The 19,054-nt window shown below is 70.3% G+C and carries 16 protein-coding genes; 7 read left to right on the forward strand and 9 right to left on the reverse strand.

Annotation, left to right across the window (positions count from 1 at the left end; genetic code table 11):
* Positions 1 to 57 precede the first annotated feature (57 nt).
* Positions 58 to 1,524, reverse strand: coding sequence for an FG-GAP and VCBS repeat-containing protein (locus tag SAVERM_RS23135; RefSeq protein WP_010985904.1), 1,467 nt, complete (start codon positions 1,522 to 1,524; stop codon positions 58 to 60).
* Between the two features lie 261 nt (positions 1,525 to 1,785).
* On the opposite strand from SAVERM_RS23135, the gene SAVERM_RS23140 reads away from it, so the two are divergent.
* The gene (locus SAVERM_RS23140) at positions 1,786 to 2,187 is read left to right on the forward strand and encodes a DUF6281 family protein (RefSeq protein WP_052082356.1); all 402 of its coding nucleotides are present in this window, start codon (positions 1,786 to 1,788) and stop codon (positions 2,185 to 2,187) included.
* Between the two features lie 99 nt (positions 2,188 to 2,286).
* Here the strand turns inward: SAVERM_RS23140 and SAVERM_RS23145 are convergent, their stop codons facing one another.
* Both SAVERM_RS23145 and SAVERM_RS23150 read right to left on the reverse strand, forming a co-directional pair.
* Positions 2,287 to 3,708 (reverse strand): putative sodium/potassium/calcium exchanger, encoded by a 1,422-nt coding sequence (locus SAVERM_RS23145; protein ID WP_052082358.1) that lies wholly within the window; start codon positions 3,706 to 3,708, stop codon positions 2,287 to 2,289.
* Between the two features lie 254 nt (positions 3,709 to 3,962).
* Complete coding sequence (locus SAVERM_RS23150) at positions 3,963 to 6,230, reverse strand: (Fe-S)-binding protein (protein ID WP_010985907.1); 2,268 nt, start codon at positions 6,228 to 6,230, stop codon at positions 3,963 to 3,965.
* 245 nt (positions 6,231 to 6,475) lie between these two features.
* On the opposite strand from SAVERM_RS23150, the gene SAVERM_RS23155 reads away from it, so the two are divergent.
* The 6 genes from SAVERM_RS23155 to SAVERM_RS23180 all read left to right on the forward strand — a co-directional run bounded on the left by SAVERM_RS23155 (position 6,476) and on the right by SAVERM_RS23180 (position 13,452).
* Complete coding sequence (locus SAVERM_RS23155) at positions 6,476 to 7,528, forward strand: MraY family glycosyltransferase (RefSeq protein ID WP_010985908.1); 1,053 nt, start codon at positions 6,476 to 6,478, stop codon at positions 7,526 to 7,528.
* A 95-nt stretch (positions 7,529 to 7,623) separates the two neighbouring features.
* Positions 7,624 to 9,492, forward strand: a complete 1,869-nt coding sequence (gene dnaK / locus SAVERM_RS23160) for a molecular chaperone DnaK (RefSeq protein WP_010985909.1) — start codon at positions 7,624 to 7,626, stop codon at positions 9,490 to 9,492.
* Complete coding sequence (gene grpE, locus SAVERM_RS23165; RefSeq protein ID WP_010985910.1) at positions 9,489 to 10,154, forward strand: nucleotide exchange factor GrpE; 666 nt, start codon at positions 9,489 to 9,491, stop codon at positions 10,152 to 10,154. Before dnaK ends, grpE begins: the two co-directional genes overlap by 4 nt.
* A 36-nt stretch (positions 10,155 to 10,190) precedes the next feature.
* Positions 10,191 to 11,381 (forward strand): molecular chaperone DnaJ, encoded by a 1,191-nt coding sequence (gene dnaJ / locus SAVERM_RS23170; protein WP_010985911.1) that lies wholly within the window; start codon positions 10,191 to 10,193, stop codon positions 11,379 to 11,381.
* 4 nt (positions 11,382 to 11,385) lie between these two features.
* The gene (locus SAVERM_RS23175; protein WP_010985912.1) at positions 11,386 to 11,835 is read left to right on the forward strand and encodes a heat shock protein transcriptional repressor HspR; all 450 of its coding nucleotides are present in this window, start codon (positions 11,386 to 11,388) and stop codon (positions 11,833 to 11,835) included.
* Between the two features lie 501 nt (positions 11,836 to 12,336).
* Positions 12,337 to 13,452 (forward strand): sugar ABC transporter substrate-binding protein, encoded by a 1,116-nt coding sequence (locus SAVERM_RS23180; protein ID WP_037649088.1) that lies wholly within the window; start codon positions 12,337 to 12,339, stop codon positions 13,450 to 13,452.
* A 203-nt stretch (positions 13,453 to 13,655) separates the two neighbouring features.
* Here the strand turns inward: SAVERM_RS23180 and SAVERM_RS23185 are convergent, their stop codons facing one another.
* From SAVERM_RS23185 to SAVERM_RS23210, 6 genes are all read right to left on the reverse strand, one after another.
* A complete protein-coding gene (locus SAVERM_RS23185) occupies positions 13,656 to 13,934 on the reverse strand; it encodes a hypothetical protein (RefSeq protein ID WP_037649090.1) in 279 nt (92 codons plus the stop codon).
* Between the two features lie 95 nt (positions 13,935 to 14,029).
* Positions 14,030 to 15,571, reverse strand: coding sequence for a WhiB family transcriptional regulator (locus SAVERM_RS23190; RefSeq protein WP_237528880.1), 1,542 nt, complete (start codon positions 15,569 to 15,571; stop codon positions 14,030 to 14,032).
* Between the two features lie 160 nt (positions 15,572 to 15,731).
* Positions 15,732 to 16,352 (reverse strand): hypothetical protein, encoded by a 621-nt coding sequence (locus tag SAVERM_RS23195; protein ID WP_042493454.1) that lies wholly within the window; start codon positions 16,350 to 16,352, stop codon positions 15,732 to 15,734.
* Between the two features lie 11 nt (positions 16,353 to 16,363).
* On the reverse strand, positions 16,364 to 17,596 hold the full coding sequence (locus tag SAVERM_RS23200; RefSeq protein ID WP_010985917.1) for a hypothetical protein: 1,233 nt from the start codon (positions 17,594 to 17,596) through the stop codon (positions 16,364 to 16,366).
* Positions 17,593 to 18,201, reverse strand: coding sequence for a hypothetical protein (locus tag SAVERM_RS23205; protein WP_037649092.1), 609 nt, complete (start codon positions 18,199 to 18,201; stop codon positions 17,593 to 17,595). The genes SAVERM_RS23200 and SAVERM_RS23205 overlap by 4 nt, the downstream gene beginning before the upstream one ends.
* A 37-nt stretch (positions 18,202 to 18,238) precedes the next feature.
* Complete coding sequence (locus tag SAVERM_RS23210) at positions 18,239 to 18,868, reverse strand: hypothetical protein (protein WP_010985919.1); 630 nt, start codon at positions 18,866 to 18,868, stop codon at positions 18,239 to 18,241.
* Positions 18,869 to 19,054 lie beyond the last annotated feature (186 nt).

A 19,054-nucleotide genomic window follows, 5' to 3' on the forward strand; every position in this document is an offset into this window, starting at 1 on the left:
TGTGACTCGCGACGCGTACGAAGGGTTGTGTGCGGATGTCCACGAGGTGAACCGGTCCTACTTCAGCCGCAGCGGTACGCCGATGGCGTCGGGCGTGAAGAGCTGGACCTTCTTCGGGTCGAAGCCGTCGTCCGTGCCCCGCAGGACCAGGTACGCGCCCTTCCGCTTCTCGTAGAGCGGCCCGAAGACGACCGCGTCCGCGTGGCCGTCGTCGTCGACGTCGAGCAGCGGGGGCCGGTGGCCGAAGGCGTTCCAGTAGTACGGGTTCGGGGTGCCGGGCAGGCCGCCGGTCCGGGCGTCGACCACCTGCTCGCCGGCCAGGGACTGGGCCCCGTCCGCGCCGCCGGGCAGCAGCGTCACCTTGCCGTCGTGCCGCCGGAAGCCCGGGGTGTTCACCACGATGTCCGGCTTGCCGTCGGCGTCGACGTCGCCGACGGAGGGCGAGGAGCCGAAGTCGACGCGGCGCCGGTCGGCGGTGTCCATGCCGCCGATCACGGTCTCCTTCCGGCCGGTGTTCAGGCCGGACTTCGCCCCGTACAGGATCGTCAGGGCACCGCCCGCGCCGGGCATGTCCGCGGGGGCCACGGCCAGCTGGGTGGGCACCAGCAGATCGGTGAGCCCGTCGCCGTCCGCGTCGCCGGCGACCGGCGTGCGCAGGCCGTCGTCGGTTCCCGCCAGGGCCCCGATGCGGGCCTCCTGACGGGTGTCCCGGACCAGACCCCGCCCGCCGCCCTCGTAGTAGCCGACGCCGTGCAGGTCCGCGGGCGCGGTCTCGTCCTCCTCGGGGTCGAAGGAGTACGTGAACACCACCTCGGCCCTGCCGTCGCCGTCGAAGTCGCCGGTGGTGGCTGTGGCGGGGGTGGCGTAGCCGTGCTGGCCGAGGTCGAGCACGGCCTGCCGCTTCGGTTTTCCGGCGCGGTCGAAGGGGCCGTACAGGAGCAGGCCGTCGCTGCCCTTGCCGGTGGAGTTGGGATCACCGGAGCCGCCGTGGCCGCCGTCGAGCAGGTCCACGGAGCCGTCGCCGTCGAAGTCGGCGGCGGCCAGCGGGCGGAAGCCGTCGGGCAGGCCGAGCCGCCTGGCGGGGCCCAGTCCGTGCGCGCCGCCGAACAGCGCGAAGGGCTCGCTCACGGTCTCGTTCACGCCGCGGCCGCCGACCAGGTCCGTGAAGCCGTCGCCGTCGAGGTCGGTGCGCAGCAGCGGTGACATGAACATCGAGAACGGCCGGCTGCCCGCCGGAGTCCGCTGCGCGGTGGCGGTGTTGAGCCCTTCGCGCGAGCCGTAGACGACGACCAGCGTGGCGGCGTACTTCTCCTTGTCCTTGGACGTCGACTCCACGATGTCCGCGAAGTCGTCGAAGCCGTCGCCGTTGAAGTCACCGGAGTCGGGGTGCGCGGCGGCCTTTCCGGCGGTGGGGCGCTGGGGGCGGTCGCTGTCGGAGGGTTCGTCCGAGGCGCACGCCGCGGCGGTGAACAGCAGGGCGCAGCCCAGGACGGCGGCGGCGGTCGGTCGGCGGCGCGTGCGCATGGCGGTTCCAGACGGGGAGTTGGGGTGCGGGCCGGGGGTGCGGAGGTGCGGGGGTGCGGTCGGGGGTGGGAGTGGGGGCCGGGTCGGAGCAGGGGCTCTCGGGGGTGACTCGGGAGGCGCGCGAAAGGTTGCGCCGGCGCTTCGCGAACCCGGCCGGGTCGTTCGGCGTCGTTCTACTGCCCTGCCCGCTCTTCTCGCCTGCTTGTTCGTCTCACTCCTCTTGCTCTTCTCCTCTTGCTCTTCCACCGGAAGGACGCAGTGATGACCGGTTCAACGTCCATGAGGGCCGTACTGGCCGCGGCGGCTCTCGCCGCCCTGGCCGTCGGGTGTATGCCGTCGGACGGCGGTGGTGTCAGCGCGGGGTCCTGCGACGACGTGATGGAGTTCGATCACCGCACCTACCTGAGCGTCGGCGATGTCGAGTTCACGGTCGGGGCCGAGGCGGGCGCGGCGGGCCGGCCGCCCTGCGACGACACGGGCGGAGAGAGCGAGGAGGAGACGCGGTTCGATATGACCGCGTACGAGGTCGAGGGGCTCGACACCGGCGTCGCGATCGCGGTCGGCGACTCACCGCACGGCGCCCGGCTCTACGCGATGTACGAAGAGGACGGGGACCTGCCCGCCGAGGTGCAGAAGTTCATCGGCGGGGGCCAAAAGGACTAGTACGGCGGCAGACAACGCTAAATCGGCGGTGGGGTGAAGGTCCTCAGGACCTTCACCCCACCGCCCGTGGTGCCGTGACCGGGGCGTCGAACCGACCCCTTACTCGGCGGCTCCTGCGTCGCCGGCTCCTGCGTCGGCGCCTCCACCCTGGTCAGCGCCCGCACCCGTGTCGGTACCCGCACCCGTGTCGGCAACACCCTGGTCCGGGGCCTGCTCGGTGCCCGCGTCCGGGGCCTGCTCGGCGCCTTCCTCCGGTGCCTGCTCGGTGCCCTGGTCCGGTGCCTGCTCGGTGCCCGTGTCCGGTGCCTGCTCGGTGCCTTCCTCCGGGGCCTGCTCGGTGCCCTGGTCCGGGGCCTGCTCGGTGCCCGTGTCCGGTGCCTGCTCGGCGCCTTCCTCCGGTGCCTGCTCGGTGCCCTCGTCCGGGGCCTGCTCGGTGCCTTCCTCGGGTGCCTTGCCGGTGTTGTCGTCCGGGGCCTGCTCCGTGCCTTCCTCCGGGGCCTTGCCGGCGTTGTCGTCCGGGGCCTGCTCGGTGCCCTCGTCGGGGGCCTTGCCGGTGTCGTCCTGGGTGCCCTCGTCCGGGGCCTTGCCGGCGTCGTCGTCCGGGGCCTGCTCCGTGCCCTCGTCGGGGGCCTTGCCGGTGCCGTCGTCCGGGGCCTGCTCCGTGCCTTCGTCGGGCGCCTTGCCGGTGTCGTCCTCGGTCTTCTCGTCCGGGGCCTTGCCGGTGTCGTCCTCGGTGCCTTCCTCGTGGCCCTTGCCGGTGTCGTCCTCGGTGCCTTCCTCGTGGCCCTTGCCGGTGTCGTCCTCGGTGCCTTCCTCGTGGCCCTTGCCGGTGTCGTCCTCGGTGCCTTCCTCGTGGCCCTTGCCGGTGTCGTCCTCGGTGCCCTCCTCGTGCTCCTTGCCGTTGCCGTCCTCGGTGCCCGGCTTGGTCCCGTCCGGACCCTTTTCCGGACCCTCGTCCCCCGGCTTCTTATCCGTGTCGTGCTTCTCGACCCAGTTCTCCTCCTTCCAGTTCTTCGTGTCCTTCTCGTTCCAGTAGCACTTGTCGTCCTTGTGCTTCTCCCAGTAGTTGTACTCCTTGTACGTGTTCCAGTAGTAGTACTTGCAGTGCTTTTCCACCACGTAGTAGCAGTCGTAGTGGTAGTCCCAGTAGTACTTGTGGTTGTACTGCACTACGTAGTAGGAGTTGTAGTGGTCGTCCCAGTAGTAGTTGTGGTCGTTTTCTGTGTAGTAGTAGCAGCTGCAGTGCTCTTCGAAGTAGTACGTGCGGTTGTTGGCCTTGCAGGAATACTTCTTGCCACTCTTCTTGTGGCCCTTGCCAGGCTTCTTACCGCAAGGCTTCTTCTGCTCCTTGGCGTGGTGCCCCGGGGCCGTGGGCGGCATCTTGGGCATCGGGGCCGCCGACGCGACGGCGGCCGGCAGAATGACACCTCCGGCGACCACCGCCGCCGACGCGGCCGCCACCGCCATTCCCAGACGGTACTTGGGGCGGACTTTCTCATTGCTGCGCGTCTTGCTCATCATGGCTTTCTCCTTCTGAAGTGAAGGCACCCTTCGTGCCCGGCCGGGCCCCCATTTGCTTTCCGGTGTTTCCGGTGAGCCCGTACTTCAAGTAAGCCCGCAGCGCGCAGAAAGGTCATGTTCCGACAGTTCGGGACTTGACACAGAAGAAATCAACGAGTAGGTCGGCCCGGTGTGAGGGGATCCGGAAACGACGGCACCCCATGTCCCTGGGCTGAACCAGGGGCATGGGGTGCTCCGTGACGGGGCCGTGCCCGTTACTTCACGGGCTCGGGCTCCGGCGCGCTCTCGGCCTCGGCCTCGCCGGCCGGGTCGAGGGGCGTCCTGACGGAGTCGAGCAGCAGCTGGGCGACGTCGACGACCTGGATGGACTCCTTCGCCTTGCCGTCGTTCTTCTTGCCGTTGACCGAGTCGGTCAGCATGACGAGGCAGAACGGGCAGGCGGTCGACACGATGTCCGGGTTCAGCGAAAGAGCCTCGTCGACACGCTCGTTGTTGATGCGCTTGCCGATCCGCTCCTCCATCCACATCCGCGCACCACCGGCGCCGCAGCAGAAGCCGCGCTCCTTGTGGCGGTGCATCTCCTCGTTCCGCAGGCCCGGCACCTTGCCGATGATCTCGCGCGGAGGCGTGTAGATCTTGTTGTGGCGGCCCAGGTAGCAGGGGTCGTGGTACGTGATGATGCCCTCGACCGGCGTGACCGGGACCAGCTTGCCCTCGTCGACGAGGTGCTGGAGCAGCTGGGTGTGGTGGATGACCTCGTAGTCGCCGCCGAGCTGCGGGTACTCGTTGCCGATGGTGTTGAGGCAGTGCGGACAGGTCGCGACGATCTTCTTGGCCGACTTCGGCTTCTTCGTCGACTCGTCCTCGTCATCCTCGCCGAACGCCATGTTCAGCGCGGCGACGTTCTCCATGCCGAGCTCCTGGAAGAGCGGCTCGTTGCCCAGGCGGCGGGCGGAGTCACCGGTGCACTTCTCGTCGCCGCCCATGATCGCGAACTTGACGCCCGCGATGTGCAGCAGCTCGGCGAAGGCCTTGGTGGTCTTCTTGGCGCGGTCCTCCAGGGCTCCGGCGCAGCCGACCCAGTAGAGGTACTCGACCTCGGACAGGTCCTCGATGTCGCGGCCGACGACCGGGATCTCGAAGTCGACCTCCTTGGTCCACTCCAGGCGCTGCTTCTTGGCCAGCCCCCAGGGGTTGCCCTTCTTCTCCAGGTTCTTGAGCATCGTGCCCGCCTCGGACGGGAACGCGGACTCGATCATCACCTGGTAGCGGCGCATGTCGACGATGTGGTCGACGTGCTCGATGTCGACCGGGCACTGCTCGACGCAGGCGCCGCAGGTGGTGCAGGACCACAGGACGTCGGGGTCGATGACGCCGTTCTCTTCGAGGGTGCCGATCAGCGGACGCTCGGCCTCCGCCAGAGCGGCGGCGGGCACGTCCTTGAGCTGCTCCTCGCTCGCCTTCTCCTCGCCCTCCATGGTCTTGCCGCCGCCGGCCAGCAGGTACGGGGCCTTGGCGTGCGCGTGGTCGCGCAGCGACATGATGAGGAGCTTGGGGGAGAGGGGCTTGCCGGTGTTCCAGGCGGGGCACTGCGACTGGCAGCGGCCGCACTCGGTGCACGTGGAGAAGTCGAGGAGCCCCTTCCAGGAGAACTGCTCGACCTGGGAGACGCCGAAGACGTCGTCCTCACCGGGGTCGGTGAAGTCGATCGGCTTGCCGCCCGACGTCATCGGCTGGAGCCCGCCGAGGGCCGTCCCGCCGGTCGCGTTCCGCTTGAACCAGATGTTCGGGAAGGCGAGGAAGCGGTGCCAGGCGACACCCATGTTGGTGTTCAGGCTCACCGTGATCATCCAGATCATGGTGGTGCCCAGCTTGACCATCGCGGTGAAGTACACGAGGTTCTGGAGCGTGCCGAGGCCCAGGCCCTTGAAGGCCAGGATCAGCGGGTACGAGGCGAAGTACGCCGCCTCGAAGTGGTCCACGTGGTGCAGCGCGCCCTCGAGGCCGCGCAGTACGTAGATCGCCAGACCGATGGTGAGGATGACGTACTCGACGAAGTACGCCTGGCCCATCTTGGAGCCCGCGAACCGCGACTTGCGGCCGGGCCGCGACGGCAGGTTCAGGAGGCGGATCGCCATCAGCGTGATGATGCCGAGGGTGGTCATCGCCGCGATGAACTCGATGTACAGCTCGTACGGCAGGAAGCCGCCGATCACCGGGAGCGTCCAGTCGGCCTCGAAGAGCTGGCCGTACGCGGTGATGATGGTCGGCGGCAGCGTCAGGAAGCCGACCGCCACGAACCAGTGGGCGAAACCGACGATGCCCCACCGGTTCATCCGCGTGTGGCCGAGGAACTCCCGCACCAGCGTCACACTGCGCTGATAGGGGTTGTCGGTCCGGGTGCCGGCGGGCACGGGCTGGCCGAGCTTGAAATACCGGACGAACTGGCCGATGGCGCGTGCGAGCAGCGCCACGCCGACCACGGTCAGGACCAGCGACACGATGATCGCGGCGAGTTGCATTTGGGGGCTCCTCGGGCCTGCGAGGCGGTTCTTTGAGAGTGATTACTAAGCGGTAACTTATGCAGTCCGTCTGAGACTACCCACTTCCTGCGCCGCACTGTAGCCAGGCGGGCGGTGATCTGCGTCGCTGAGGTCAGCCTGAGTGGGGATACCGCCGCCCTCTCCGGACGAAGCCCCGGAAGGGGGCGGTAAACCCGATCGTGTTATTCACGCAAAATTGTGACATCAGGCAATAACTTGGACCCGTGCTGTACGGGATCATTGCCGCCACCTCGGCCCTCCTCCTCGCCTCCGCGCTCGCCGCGGTGCTGCGGGTGCCCGCGCTGCGGCTCGGCCTCGTCGAGCGGCGCCGGGGGCGGACGGTGTCGCGGCTCGGGGGCGCCGCGGTCGTCGTCGGGACCGTGGTCGTCGCCGGGGTGGGGGACTGGTCCGGTGTCGCCCGGCTCGGGACCGGGGTCGGGGAACTGCTCGTCGTCGGGGCCGGGGTCGGCGCGCTCGGGCTCGTCGCCGATCTGCGGCCCGTCCCCCGGGTCGTGCGGCTGGCCGGGCAGGCCGCCGCCGCCGCGGCCGTCGTCCCGTACGACGAACTCGGCGCCGGCGCGGGGCTGTTCGCGGCCGCCTGGATCGTCCTCGTGACCAGTGCCTTCGGCTCGCTCGACCAGGCCGACGGGGTCATGGGTACCGTCGGCGTCGTCACCGCCTTCGCGCTCGGCGGGTGTGCCGCCGCCGAGGTCATGGACGGACTCGCGGCGCTGCTGAGCGTGCTGGCCGCCGCGCTCACCGGGTTCCTGATGCACAACTGGGCGCCCGCGCGGACCGTGGCCGGGCGGTGCGGGGCGCTGTTCACCGGGTTCGTGCTCGCCTCGGCCGCGGTCCTCGTGCACGCCGGGCGGGAGCCGCTGGGCAGCGCCGGTGCCCTGTTCGCGCTGACCGCCGTGGCCACCGCCGATGGCGTCCTCGTGCTCGCGGGCCGGCTGCGCGGTGGCCGCCCGGGCCCTGGCGCGGGCCGGCGGGGCCTGGCGCACCGGCTGCGCGGACTCGGGCTCACCGCGCGCGGGGCGGCGGTCGTCATCGGCGCCGCCTCCTTCGCCTCGGCCCTCGTCGGGCTCCTCATCGACCTGGGGTGGGCGGGGCCGGGCGCCGCGTGCTGGGTGGCGGGTGCCGCGGGGGTCTCGGTCCTCGGGCTGCTCCGCGTTCGGGTGCCCTCCGATCGGGGGTTTCGCATGCACCCCGATCGGGGCACCCGACCGGGAGTTGTCCCGCCTCCCGGCGCTTCCTTGCGTGTAAGGAGCGGATAAGACTTGAGTCGGCTCGACTCAGGTCTGTTGACCCAGCGACTTGGGTGATGCACACTTGAGTCCGTTCCACTCAAGTCATTGCTGGAGGAATTGAAATGGCACGTGCGGTCGGCATCGACCTGGGCACGACTAACTCCGTCGTCAGCGTTCTGGAGGGCGGCGAGCCCACCGTCATCACCAACGCCGAGGGCGCCAGGACCACGCCGTCCGTCGTCGCCTTCGCCAAGAACGGTGAGGTGCTCGTCGGCGAGGTCGCCAAGCGTCAGGCGGTCACGAACGTCGACAGGACGGTTCGTTCGGTCAAGCGCCACATGGGCACTGACTGGAAGATCAACCTGGACGGCAAGGACTTCAACCCGCAGCAGATGAGCGCCTTCATCCTGCAGAAGCTGAAGCGGGACGCCGAGGCCTACCTGGGCGAGAAGGTCACGGACGCGGTCATCACCGTCCCGGCGTACTTCAACGACTCGGAGCGCCAGGCGACGAAGGAGGCCGGCGAGATCGCCGGTCTGAACGTCCTGCGCATCGTCAACGAGCCGACGGCCGCCGCCCTGGCCTACGGCCTCGACAAGGACGACCAGACCATCCTCGTCTTCGACCTCGGTGGCGGCACGTTCGACGTGTCCCTCCTGGAGATCGGCGACGGCGTCGTCGAGGTGAAGGCCACCAACGGTGACAACCACCTCGGTGGCGACGACTGGGACCAGCGTGTCGTCGACTACCTGGTGCAGCAGTTCAAGGCCGGCCACGGTGTGGACCTGGCCAAGGACAAGATGGCCCTCCAGCGCCTCCGCGAGGCCGCCGAGAAGGCCAAGATCGAGCTGTCCTCGTCCACCGAGACCTCGATCAACCTGCCCTACATCACGGCGTCCGCCGAGGGCCCGCTGCACCTGGACGAGAAGCTCACGCGCGCCCAGTTCCAGCAGCTCACCGCTGACCTTCTGGAGCGCTGCAAGACGCCGTTCCACAACGTCATCAAGGACGCGGGCATCAACCTCTCCGAGATCGACCACGTCGTTCTCGTCGGTGGCTCCACCCGTATGCCCGCCGTCGCCGAGCTCGTCAAGGAGCTGACCGGCGGCCAGGACGCCAACAAGGGCGTGAACCCGGACGAGGTCGTCGCCATCGGCGCGGCCCTCCAGGCCGGTGTCCTCAAGGGTGAGGTCAAGGACGTCCTGCTCCTCGACGTGACCCCGCTGTCCCTCGGTATCGAGACCAAGGGCGGCATCATGACCAAGCTCATCGAGCGCAACACCACGATCCCGACCAAGCGGTCCGAGATCTTCACGACGGCCGAGGACAACCAGCCGTCCGTGCAGATCCAGGTCTACCAGGGCGAGCGCGAGATCGCGGCGTACAACAAGAAGCTCGGGATGTTCGAGCTGACCGGTCTGCCGCCGGCCCCGCGCGGGGTCCCGCAGATCGAGGTCGCCTTCGACATCGACGCCAACGGCATCATGCACGTGACCGCGAAGGACCTGGGCACGGGCAAGGAGCAGAAGATGACCGTCACCGGCGGCTCCTCGCTGCCGAAGGACGAGGTCGACCGGATGCGCCAGGAGGCCGAGCAGTACGCGGACGAGGACCACCGTCGCCGCGAGGCCGCCGAGACCCGCAACCAGGGCGAGCAGCTCGTCTACCAGACGGAGAAGTTCCTCAAGGACAACGAGGACAAGGTCCCCGGCGAGGTCAAGACCGAGGTCGAGGCGTCCATCGAGGAGCTGAAGGCCGCGCTCAAGGGCGAGTCCGCCGAAGGCGACAACACCGCCGAGATCCGTACGGCCACCGAGAAGGTCGCCGCTGTCTCGCAGAAGCTGGGCCAGGCGATGTACGCCGACGCCCAGGCCGCGCAGGCGGCGGGCGGCGCCGAGGGTGCCGCCGGCGGCGAGCACGCCAAGGCCGCTGACGACGACGTCGTCGACGCCGAGATCGTCGACGAGGACCGCAAGGACGGTGCCGCGTGACGGAGGAGACCCCGGGTTTCGACGAGAAGCCTGACGTCCCCTCCGGCGCCACCCCTGAAGACGCCGAGCCGAAGGCCGCCCCCTCCGAGGGGGCGGCCCCGGCCGGGGACGCGGCAGCAGCAGCCCAGACGGCGGCCCAGACGGCCGGCCTGACGGCCCAGCTGGACCAGGTACGCACGGCGCTCGGCGAGCGCACGGCGGACCTCCAGCGACTCCAGGCCGAGTACCAGAACTACCGCCGCCGGGTCGAGCGCGACCGGATCGCGGTCAAGGAGATCGCCATCGCGAACCTCCTGACCGAGCTTCTGCCCACGCTCGACGACATCGGCCGCGCGCGGGAACACGGCGAACTGGTCGGCGGCTTCAAGTCGGTGGCCGAGTCGCTCGAGACCGTCGCGGCGAAGATGGGGCTCCAGCAGTTCGGCAAGGAGGGCGAGCCCTTCGACCCGACGATCCACGAGGCCCTGATGCACTCGTACGCGCCCGACGTCACGGAGACGACGTGCGTGGCGATTCTGCAGCCGGGGTATCGGATCGGCGAGCGGACCATCCGGCCCGCGCGGGTGGCCGTCGCCGAGCCCCAGCCGGGCGCGCAGACGGTCAAGGCCGACGAGGCGGAGGCGGCCGACGACAAGGAGAGCGGTGGCCCGGAAGAGGGCTGACGTGACAAAGGGCGTACGGAAGGAGGGACGTCGAGGATGAGTACCAAGGACTTCATCGAGAAGGACTACTACAAGGTCCTCGGCGTCCCCAAGGACGCCACCGAGGCCGAGATCAAGAAGGCGTACCGGAAGCTCGCCCGCGAGTTCCACCCGGACGCCAACAAGGGCAACGCCAAGGCGGAGGAGCGCTTCAAGGAGATCTCCGAGGCCAATGACATTCTCGGCGACACCAAGAAGCGCAAGGAGTACGACGAGGCACGCACCCTCTTCGGCAACGGCGGCTTCCGTCCCGGCCCCGGCGCTCAGGGCGGCTCCTTCAACTTCGACCTGGGCGACCTCTTCGGAGGCGGCGCGCAGCAGGGCGGCGGCGCGGGGGGCGGCTTCGGCGGCGGGATCGGTGACGTCTTCGGCGGCCTGTTCAACCGTGGCGGCGCCGGCCCCGGCACCGGCACGCGTACCCAGCCGAGGCGCGGCCAGGACATCGAGTCCGAGGTCACGCTGAGCTTCACGGAGGCGGTGGACGGTGCCACGGTGCCGCTGCGCATGTCCTCCCAGGCCCCCTGCAAGGCCTGTTCGGGCACCGGCGACGCCAACGGCACACCGCGCGTGTGCCCGACGTGCGTCGGCACCGGACAGGTGGCGCGGGGCTCGGGCGGCGGCTTCTCGCTGACCGACCCCTGCCCGGACTGCAAGGGCCGCGGCCTGATCGCCGAGAACCCCTGCGAGATCTGCAAGGGCAGCGGCCGCGCCAAGTCCTCCCGGACGATGCAGGTACGCATCCCCGCGGGGGTCAGCGACAGCCAGCGCATCAGGCTCCGCGGCAAGGGCGCCCCGGGTGAACGGGGCGGACCGGCGGGCGATCTGTACGTCGTCGTGCATGTCGACGCCCACCCGGTCTTCGGCCGCAAGGGCGACAACCTCACGGTGACCGTGCCCGTCACGTTCGCGGAGGCGGCCCTCGGCGGCGAGGTGAAGGTGCCCACCCTGGGCGGCCCCGCCGTCACCCTGAAGCTGCCGCCGGGCACGCCCAACGGTCGTACGATGCGGGCCCGCGGCAAGGGCGCGGTCCGTAAGGACGGCACCCGCGGAGACCTGCTGGTCACGGTCGAGGTCACCGTGCCCAAGGACGTGTCGGGCAAGGCTCGTGACGCCCTGGAGGCGTATCGCGAGGCGACCGCGGGCGAGGACCCGCGGGCGGAGCTGTTCCAGGCCGCGAAGGGAGCATGAGGAGATGGACGGCCGTCGTCGGAACCCCTATGAACTGACCGAGGAAACCCCGGTCTACGTCATCTCGGTGGCGGCCCAGCTCTCCGGCCTGCACCCGCAGACCCTGCGTCAGTACGACCGTCTCGGCCTGGTCTCCCCCGACCGCACCGCCGGCCGGGGCCGTCGCTACTCGGCCCGCGACATCGAACTGCTGCGCACCGTCCAGCAGTTGTCGCAGGACGAGGGCATCAACCTGGCCGGCATCAAGCGCATCATCGAGCTGGAGAACCAGGTCGCCGCGCTCCAGTCCCGCGTGGTGGAACTGGAGTCGGCCCTGGACGGCGCGGCGGCCATGATGCAGCAGCGCGAGGCCGCGGTCCACGCCTCGTACCGCCGCGACCTGGTCCCGTACCAGGAGGTCCAGCAGACGAGCGCGCTGGTCGTGTGGCGGCCGAAGCGCCAGTCCTCGGACTGACGGCTTCGCATCTGCCCGAAGGGCCCGGAGGCCGACGCCTCCGGGCCCTTCGCGTGCGGCTTTCCCGGTCGGTGCGGCATCCCGGGCCGCGTCGGCCGGCACCGAGACTGTCCAGCATGTGGACAATTCCGTGGGCGTCGAGCGGTGGCGCGGCGGCGACGAGCGGGGCGCGTGAGAGCGGCGGGAACGCCGGACACGACACGGGCGGCGGCGCGGAAAGGCGCCTCATGCACGCTCGGTGATCAGGCGAACACCCTTCCTGACCTGGGAAGTTGATGCCTCGTCAACCTCAGGATCTCCATCAGATGAAGGTGTCGAAACGGCTACCCTTCCCCACCTTGCCTTGGTCTTCACTTGACTTACACAGAAATGCTGTTGCCATCTCGTTAACCCGTACTCCTTGACGCTGGGTGCGGTGGCCGCGTTGGCTTTCAGCCACCTGGGTCGCAACGCTGCTCCCCCGCCCGGAAGGCACCTGATGTGAACACTCGTAACACCGGTATGCGCCGTACGCGTCGTACCGTCATAGCCCTGGCCACCTCCACGGCGGCCGTCTCCCTGTCCGCCTGCGGGGTGGTCGACGGGATCGGGAACGCCAGCGGCTCGGCGAGCCCGAAGAAGGGCAACGACATCACGGTGGGCCTGCTTCTCCCCGAGAAGGAGAACTCGCGCTACGAGAAGTTCGACTACCCCATCATCAAGGAGCAGGTCGCCAACCTCACCAAGGGCAAGGGCGACGTCGCGTACGCCAACGCCGACCAGGACGCCGCCAAGCAGAGCCGGCAGCTCGAGCAGATGATCACCGACAAGGTCGACGTACTGCTCGTGGACGCCGTCGACTCCAAGGCCATCGCGAGCGACATCCAGAAGGCCAAGGACGCGGGCATTCCCGTGATCGCGTACGACCGCCTCGCGCAGGGGCCGATCGACGCGTACATCTCCTTCGACAACGAGCTCGTCGGCCAGGTGCAGGGCCGCGCCCTCGTCGGCGCCCTCGGCAGCGACGCCGCGACCGACAAGGTCGTCATGATGAACGGGTCGCCCACCGACCCGAACGCCGCGCAGTTCAAGGCGGGCGCGCTCAGCGAGCTCCAGGACAAGGTGAACGTCGCGAAGTCGTACGACACCAAGGACTGGAAGCCGGCCAACGCCAAGGCCAACATGATGGAGGCGATCCAGGCCATCGGGCTGAGCAACATCGCCGGCGTCTACTCCGCCAACGACGGCATGGCCGGCGCGATCATCGACGCGCTGAAGACGGCGGGCGTCAGCAAGGTCCCGCCGGTGACCGGGCAGGACGCGGAGCTGGACGGCGTGCAGCGGATCGTGGCGGGCGACCAGTACATGAGCGTGTACAAGTCGTACCCCCAGGAGGCCACCGCCGCCGCCGAGATGGCCGTGGCCAAGGTGCAGGGCCGCTCGATCGAGTTCGACGCGCTGACCCGCGACAAGGTCGACAGCCCGACGGACAAGAAGATCCCGGCCCAGCTCGTTCCCGTGGTCGCCCTCACGAAGGACAACATCGAGGACACGGTGATCCAGGACGGGATCTACAAGATCAAGGACATCTGCACGGCGAAGTACAAGTCGGCGTGCTCGGCCATCGGGCTGAAGTAGCGGGACGGGAGCGGCCGGAGCGGCCGGCGCCGCGCCGCGTGACGGCGGTAGCGGCGAGGGCCGCGGGGGTGTGAAGGGGCGTGCGGGCCGGGGCCCGGCGCCGGAGCGCGGGGGCTGTGACGGACTTGTCGCCGGCGCCGGAGCGGTAAGGGCTGTGACGGACCCCGCCCCGGCGCCGGAGGCCCTGTGGGGCCCCGGGCCGGTCAGCCCACCTGTTCCGTCGAGCCGTCCGGATGGACGAGGAGGCGGATCTCGCCGCCGTAGCGGTCGTCCGTGATGACGGCCGGGGTCGGGGCGCCCAGCTGCTGGGCGCGCTGCTGGAGGATCGAGATGACGATGTCCTGGATGTCCCCGTAGGGCGGGGCGGTGACCGGGACGCCGTCGATCAGCCCGGCGTTGGGGGAGAAGACGCGCACCTGGGCGCCCGTCGCCTCCGCGGCGGCGGGCGCGACGGGGCTGACGGGCGGGGTCGTTTCGGTCATCGGTGGGCGTCCTTCTGGCTGGGGCGGCGGGGGAGGCGACGCGGGCTGCACGGGGGCCGGGGTCGAGGCCGGCCGGGGGCGGAGCTGGGGTCGGGTCAGGCGCTCTTCGCCCGCTCCTGACCGTCGGCCGGGCCCGGGCCGCGGTCGCGAGTGTACGTACCCCGGGAAAGCCGTTGCAGGTGACCCGACTTGACCATCGCGGACAGGACGTTGCTGATGGTCTTCGCGGGGTCGCCGTACACGCCGGCCGGCAGGGTGCGCAGGACGTCGCGGGCCGAGAAGGCGCCCGGGAAGGTCTCCGCGGCCCGCTCGACGGCGGCACGGATGCTGGGCACGGACGCGGCACGGCGGTCGTGGCCGCCCTCGCTGGGGTGCGGCGGGGGGCGTAGCGCGGCGGGCGCGGTGTGCGAACCCAGGTGCGGCAGGCGGGACGTGAGCTCGCGCAAGGCCGCGCGTACGGTCTCCAGAGGGGCGTCGTCGGCGCCGTCACCCGGCCCGGCCGTGCGGTCGGAGGTGGCCGCGAGCATGGTGGCGACCTTCTCTATGTTGGCCAGCGAGGAGAGCAGGTCGCGCAGCAGCGGCTCCAGGAAGTCGCGGCGCAGCGCGGCCACGGGGTCGCTCATGGCGAGCTCGACACTGACGGAGCCGGTGAGGGGGCGCAGGAGCGCGAGGGGGACGGTACCGCCGCCCGCGACACCGGCCGCGCCGACGGCGCCGTTCGGGCCCGCTGCATCTGCCGTGCCTGCCGTCCCTTCCGTCCCTTCCGTCCCTTCCGTCCCGCCGTGGTCGGGAGCGTCGTCCGGGAGCATCGAGGTGACCGCCGTCCGCACCTCGCGGATGTCCCGCAGCGTCTCGGGGGTGATGCCGCCCCCGGGCACGGTCAGCAGCATCGCCGCGAGCTGTTCCACGCTCACGAGCGCGGGCAGGGCGGACCGGATGAGCGGACCGAGCACGGCCTGCCGTACGGCCTGGGCGGGATCCGTGAGCGAGAAGACGATCCGCTGCCCGGCCTCGGCCGCTGCCATGGGTTCCTCGTTCCTGCTTTCCCTCGGCGTCCGCGATCTTCGCGAACCGGGGCGAATATGCGACTGCAACGATTCCGGTGCGTCCGTGTCGGATGGTCCGGCCGCCAACAGGTCCTGTCCTGAGGCCAGTTGGTCCTGGAGTGTGTCGAAGGCGTCCAGGACCCGCTCGAGTTCGGGAAGGGCGGGGTCGGCCGGGCGGAGTGCGGTGGCGTCGGATGTACGGGACCTGAGTCGCGCCAGCCGACGGGGCACCGACATGCAGCCGGGTCCGGCCGCCTCGCGGACGGGCAGGTCGCCGTTCTCGTCGCCGAGCCCGAGGGCCAGGCGCAGCCGACGGCGGTCGTCCGCCGTGGTCGCGGCCGTGTACCCGGACGGTTCGGCGTGCGCGACCGCGTCCTGGAGGCATTCCGCCCACAACGGGCAGGATGCGCACAGGTCGCGCGCGGTGCGGAGCAGGATGAGGTACTGACGACGCTGCTGCGGCGTACCGCCCCGTACCGCCTCCGCGTTCTCCAGCAACGGGTGCTGGAAGACGTCCGGACGGCGCCGGCAGGGCAGCGCGGCGTCCGGCACATAGGCCCGTACGGGCCCGCGGGCAGGTGGAGCGGGCATTGCAGGCAGCGTCGTATGGCTCGCCATACGCATTTTTGTTGTCCCCCGTGGTGATCCTTGATCGCGAGGGACTTTAAAACATTCTGTCAACCGCACGCAACGCATCTGCAAAGCCATGGGCGCTCTCACACAGTGACGGCTCACAACATTCACGCGCACATCAACTGTCCGCCCGTTCAGTGGCCTTGGCGCCCGGCTGCGCGGCACGGTCACGCCGTACGCCGGTGAGCAGGGCGCTCACCCCCCGGCGCGCCACGGCGGTGCCGCCGCCGCGGACGGCCAACACCCCCACCACGCCCAGGAATCCGGCGGCGACGCCGGCCTCCGGCACGAACATGCCTAGGACGGAGGTGATGACGAGAATCACATCGGCGAGGACGACGGTGACTCCGCGCCGTCCGGGATGTTCCCTCACCATCCAGGCACCGAGCAGCGCCATGCCGGCCAGCGCCCAGTACCCGAAGACGGCCTGACCGCTGACCGTCAGTCCCTGTCCCCAGCGGGCAGCCTCACCGGCCGCGGCGAAGTATCCGGCGAGCGCGGCGGCGACGGTCGTGGAACCGAGGGCCAGCAGCAACTGCCCGCGCCCGCGCAGCAGCCAGACGGCCAGCCCGAACAGCAGCAGGGCGCAGAGGGTGACGAAGTTCGAGCCGCTGGAGGAGGCGATGACGAAGAGGGTGCAGGCGGCGGCGAGTCCGAAGACGAGGCGGGGGAGGAGGCGGACGGCCCAGGGGTCGGTCTTGTCCTGGTGAAGGAGACGGAGGAGTCGGCTGCTGCTCATGCGGGGGCGGTTCACATTCCCATGTCTGTGTCGTGCGCCTTGGCGGCGGCCGGGGGTGCCTGCTCCGGTTCCGTGGGACGCAGCACGCCGTGCCCTGCCGGGACGACCTGCTTGGGCGTGACGGTGACGCCGGGCATGAAGGGGGTTGCTGCCGCGGCGGACACGGTGGCGGGCGCGGGGGTGGGGTGGCCCGCGGGGGTCGGCTGGGGCTCCCGCACTTCCCGCACTTCCTGCACTTCCTGTGCTTCCCGCGCTTCCTGTGCCACCTGGGTCTGCCGCGCCTCCTGGGCCTGCGGCACCTGCTGAGCCTGCTCCTTCTGCGGCTGCTGCTCTTGCTCCTCGACGCCGGGCGCGGCCGCCTCCTGCTCCGCCCGCAAGGCCAGGACTTCCTCGGTGAGCTTCTCGACGTCGGCTTCGCGTCCGTCCAGGCGGGCCACCCCCGCGCAGAGCTCGAGGACGGCGGCACGCTGGGCTTCCGGAGTGGGCAGGGAGCGCAGGACGTCCAGGTTGAGATAGCCGGCCTTGGTCAGCTCGTTGGCCTTCTCGTCGTAGGCGAAGGTGTGGAGCTGCGCGCGTACGGCGTCGCGGGAGAGCAGCTCCTGCGTCTCGGGAGGGAACCCCTCGAGCTTCGTCGACGGCGGCGGGTACATGAACCGGATGATGTCCAGCTTGCCGTCCTCGCGGAGCTGGGGCGCCTCTGTCTGGTAGGCGACGGTCCCGGGATTGAGTTCGGCCATGAAGAAGAGGGCTTCGTTCTCGGTGCGCGTGGCGTACTTCTGGGAGAGGGCGGACCAGGCGTCGCCGGCCAGTTCCCTGCCGCTGTCCTTGTCCAGCTTCAGCGCCGTACGGACCGCCGGGTCCCACAGATGCAGCTCGCCCAGGGCCTTTCCGCCCGGAGTCCCCTCCAGGTAGCGCACGGACTCCTCGGCCTCGGCATACGCGGCGGCCACGTGCATGCTGTAGAGATCTTCCCCCACGCCGATGTCCGGGTGCTCCTCCAGCTTGTAGGACCAGAAGGCGGACCTGGTGTCGGGGTGGGGCAGCTCGACGTCCTGCTCCGAGGCGATCTCCCGCAGCCGCTCGCGGAGCTTCTCCTTGTACTGTTCGGGCGGGAGTTGGGCGATGCCTTCGCGCAGTTGCCTGGCGATCTTCTTGACCTGGGCCGGTGTCAGCTCGCCGTCCCCGGCCCGCTGCCGGGCACGAGCGTCGTCGAGGATCTCGACCGGCAGTGGCTCCTGGCTCATGGGGCCTCCGGTGGGTAGCAGTTGACCTCGATCAGTACTCCCCGGCTCTCTCCCGGGACGGGAGCGAGGCCGGGGTTGACCGTGAGTACGGTGATGCGTCCTTCAGGGCCGTCCTCCGGCCACATCGCCAACCGGTAGGGATCCATGTCCTCCAGCCGGAGATCGCGGGGCATGAGCCAGTGCCGCTCGTGCGGCGGCTCGGGGAAGTCCGGGGCGTCCCAGGCTCCCGAGAAGGTGGGTTCGCCGAGCACTGTCCGCGCGGCTTCCTCGTACGCGGCCCACACCTCGGCCGCCCGCGCGAGGACCTCGTCGTTCTCGGACGGGTCGTCGGCCCAGAGATTCCAGCTCGTCCAGCCGAGCTGCTTGACGGGAGCCCATCCGCCGCTGCGCACGGGGGAGAGTTCGATGCTCTGTCCCGTGGAGCTGCGCACGCTCAGCACGCGCTCGGCCGAGGTCGGCTGCCAGCCGAACAGCGCGCACCAGTCGTCCAGCGCCTGCCCAGGGCTCGGCGGACCCGCCCAGACCGCGGGCCAGTCCACGTGCTCGAGTCCCTTCAGCTCCTCGGCCAGTTGCTCGGGTGTCCGCTCGATCCGCAGGGTCGTCATCCCATGTCGCCTTCCTCGTGCTCCTGCCGGCCCCGGGTCATCCGAGCCGCTCCCGCCGGGGACTCTCCGCGTGAGCGGGGTCGTGGCAGGCGAGGCTGATCCTCGCATTGGCCGGTGCCGGCCGGGCCTGTGAGCCCTGGTCGAGCGTCGTCCTCAGTTCGATCAGGGGCGCTCCGGGCGTACGGAAACGCCACACCGCGAGCCGGTACGGGTCCCGTTGCCGCCGGCGCCGCTCCGCACTGGGCCATGCCGCCGAACCGGGCAGTTCGGGGAAGTCCGGGGCGTCCCAGGTGCCGTTCCAGGAGGGCCAGCCCATGAAGCCGCGCAGGGCGGTCACATACGCCGCCCAGTGGGCCTCCGCCAGTTCCGCGACCACCCCGTTCTCCCCCGCGTGCCGCCCTCGCGCCGCCCACACCGTGTGTTCGACGCGGGTCACCGGGCGCTCCGGTGCCTGGGCGGCCAGGTACAGCCGGCCGCCCAGGGGTGTGCGCACCCGCAGGCCCGCCTCGAACCACAGGGGCCGCCAGCCGAAGCCCGCGCACCAGTGGGCCCGCTTGCCGGCGTCCCGGGGGACGCCCCGCCACACCGTGGGCCAGTCGACCCCGACGAGCTGCTCCAGCTCCGCGACCAGTTGATCGGGGGTGCGGTCGGTGGTCAGGGCCGGCATCGGGGTTGCTCCTCGGGGTGGTGGGGACGGTCGGGGTGGCGGGCGCGGCTAGTGCCGCAACAGGCAACGTTCGCCCCGTCGCGACGCCCGGCACGCACTCTCGCCGCACCGGCCGAAAGCCCAAGTGCGTCCAGTACGAGGGCCTTCGGCCGGCACGCCGAGAGCACGCACCGGACGCCGCTCCTT

Origin of the sequence: Streptomyces avermitilis MA-4680 = NBRC 14893 (assembly GCF_000009765.2) — a bacterium.
Lineage (GTDB): Bacteria > Actinomycetota > Actinomycetes > Streptomycetales > Streptomycetaceae > Streptomyces > Streptomyces avermitilis.

Excerpts from the sequence above, each read along its gene's own strand:
- SAVERM_RS23135 (WP_010985904.1), bottom strand. The coding sequence starts at position 1,524 with ATGCGCACGCGCCGCCGACCGACCGCCGCCGCCGTCCTGGGCTGCGCC.
- SAVERM_RS23140 (WP_052082356.1), top strand. The coding sequence starts at position 1,786 with ATGACCGGTTCAACGTCCATGAGGGCCGTACTGGCCGCGGCGGCTCTC.
- SAVERM_RS23145 (WP_052082358.1), bottom strand. The coding sequence starts at position 3,708 with ATGATGAGCAAGACGCGCAGCAATGAGAAAGTCCGCCCCAAGTACCGT.
- SAVERM_RS23150 (WP_010985907.1), bottom strand. The coding sequence starts at position 6,230 with ATGCAACTCGCCGCGATCATCGTGTCGCTGGTCCTGACCGTGGTCGGC.
- dnaK (WP_010985909.1), top strand. The coding sequence starts at position 7,624 with ATGGCACGTGCGGTCGGCATCGACCTGGGCACGACTAACTCCGTCGTC.
- dnaJ (WP_010985911.1), top strand. The coding sequence starts at position 10,191 with ATGAGTACCAAGGACTTCATCGAGAAGGACTACTACAAGGTCCTCGGC.
- SAVERM_RS23175 (WP_010985912.1), top strand. The coding sequence starts at position 11,386 with ATGGACGGCCGTCGTCGGAACCCCTATGAACTGACCGAGGAAACCCCG.
- SAVERM_RS23180 (WP_037649088.1), top strand. The coding sequence starts at position 12,337 with ATGCGCCGTACGCGTCGTACCGTCATAGCCCTGGCCACCTCCACGGCG.
- SAVERM_RS23185 (WP_037649090.1), bottom strand. The coding sequence starts at position 13,934 with ATGACCGAAACGACCCCGCCCGTCAGCCCCGTCGCGCCCGCCGCCGCG.
- SAVERM_RS23190 (WP_237528880.1), bottom strand. The coding sequence starts at position 15,571 with ATGCCCGCTCCACCTGCCCGCGGGCCCGTACGGGCCTATGTGCCGGAC.
- SAVERM_RS23195 (WP_042493454.1), bottom strand. The coding sequence starts at position 16,352 with ATGAGCAGCAGCCGACTCCTCCGTCTCCTTCACCAGGACAAGACCGAC.
- SAVERM_RS23200 (WP_010985917.1), bottom strand. The coding sequence starts at position 17,596 with ATGAGCCAGGAGCCACTGCCGGTCGAGATCCTCGACGACGCTCGTGCC.
- SAVERM_RS23205 (WP_037649092.1), bottom strand. The coding sequence starts at position 18,201 with ATGACGACCCTGCGGATCGAGCGGACACCCGAGCAACTGGCCGAGGAG.
- SAVERM_RS23210 (WP_010985919.1), bottom strand. The coding sequence starts at position 18,868 with ATGCCGGCCCTGACCACCGACCGCACCCCCGATCAACTGGTCGCGGAG.